The sequence below is a fragment of the Pseudoxanthomonas sp. LjRoot204_2 genome (assembly GCF_056175765.1).
The window spans coordinates 1-1,139 of the sequence record NZ_JBGFFG010000698.1 but is presented as its reverse complement, the minus strand read 5'-3'; the positions used below and the strand labels follow the sequence as shown (position 1 = coordinate 1,139).

The following is a 1,139-nucleotide window of genomic DNA, read 5'->3' as shown; positions in this document are numbered from 1 at the left end:
GGTCATGGCTGTATCTTCGCTCGGATGGCTTGCAGGGGAGACTGGCGATGACACGCAAACGGATCGCGACATGGATGCTGCTCCTGCTCGGCGTGTCTGCCGTAGCGCTGGCGCTCCCCTTGCTGAAAGCGCGGCCAACCCTGTTGCCGCCACCTCCGACTGAAATCCCGCCGTTCGTACTGACGCCGGCGTTCGCGATGGAATACGACGCGCATGTATTGCGGCTTGCGCTGGATGGCCGCTGCCGGATGGAACGCGAGTTCTTCATCGTCGCGTCGCCACCGCGCGACCGGATGGATGGGCGCCGTGAAATGGGCCTGCTGGCGTTCCCCGAGGATCTCGGGTGTCCTTCCGTGCGGTTCGAGGATGAGGCGCGGTTCGACGCGAACGTCCACCGTTGCCTGGGCAGGATGGCGCGTGAGCAACTGCACTCTCCGCTGCCATGTCTGCAGGAAACCTATCCGGGACTGGCGTCCTGGATGTCGCTTGAGATGCCGCGCTATCGACGTGATGCGCAGGGCCTGTCCGCCACCGTCGATTTCGGCATCCACTGCGGACCGCTCTGCGGTAGCGGGTGGAGATCAACGCTTCGTCTGAAAAACGGTGTCTGGCGCGTGGTCGGCACGGAGCCGACGCGGATATCGTAAACCGTAGGCTGGGTTGGAGCGTAGCGCAAACCCAGCACATCGGTTGGAGTGAGCGAAGCGAACCCCAAACTATATCGATCGTGTCGACGCCATATTCGTGGAGTGATTTCGATGTCGCACCGCATCTTCACCACCTCCTTCGCCAGCGTGTATCCGCTGTACGTACAGAAGGCTGAGCGCAAAGGTCGGACGAAAGCCGAGGTGGACGCGGTGATCCGCTGGCTGACCGGTTACGACCAGGCTGGACTCGAGCGGCAGATCGAGGCGAAGAAGGATTTCGAGACCTTTTTCGCCGAAGCCCCGCAGCTCCATCCACTTGCGTCGGTCTTCATAGTCGTTGTTTGAGGCGTCCGTGTGGAGGACGTTGAAGATCCGCTGATGCAGAAAATCCGCTACCTCGACAAGCTGGTGGACGAACTCGCAAAGGGGAAGGCGATGGAGAAGATCCTGCGGTCTCCGACATAGAGGAATGCACCGTAGGCTGGGTTGGAG

The 1,139-nt window shown here is 61.4% G+C and carries 1 protein-coding gene and 1 pseudogene; both read left to right on the top strand.

The features are described from left to right. Nucleotides 1–647 (top strand): hypothetical protein (locus tag AC04L7_RS19175; RefSeq protein WP_475513773.1); only part of this gene is annotated, 647 nt, incomplete at its 5' end. A 111-nt stretch (nt 648–758) separates the two neighbouring features. Beyond that, nucleotides 759–1,112: pseudogene (locus AC04L7_RS19170) on the top strand (DUF2200 domain-containing protein). The last annotated feature ends 27 nt before the right edge of the window (nt 1,113–1,139 follow it).